This is a genomic window from Ochrobactrum sp. SFR4 (assembly GCF_019730395.1).
Lineage (GTDB): Bacteria > Pseudomonadota > Alphaproteobacteria > Rhizobiales > Rhizobiaceae > Pseudochrobactrum.
In genome coordinates, this window is sequence record NZ_JAAPBB010000955.1 from 1 (window position 1) to 259 (window position 259).

Sequence of the window (259 nt, forward strand, 5' to 3'; positions counted from 1 at the left end):
AGGAGGGTGCAATCATGAACGACATCAGAGCACTGATAGAACGTGATGTTGAGGAATTTACGGCGCTTCGACGCGACCTGCATCAGCACCCGGAACTGGCATTTAAAGAAATCAGAACCGGCGGCATTGTCGCTGATCTTTTAGAAAAATGGGGCTACAGGGTTGAGCGCAATATCGGCACAACCGGTATCGTCGGACAGTTACGCAATGGTGAAGGTACAGCAGCAATTGGTCTGCGCGCCGATATGGATGCGCTGCC

1 pseudogene is annotated in these 259 nt (G+C 52.1%); it reads left to right on the plus strand.

Annotation, left to right across the window (positions count from 1 at the left end):
* Positions 1 to 14: 14 nt before the first annotated feature.
* Positions 15 to 259, plus strand: a pseudogene (locus tag HBA93_RS21915) (amidohydrolase); the annotation flags it as partial.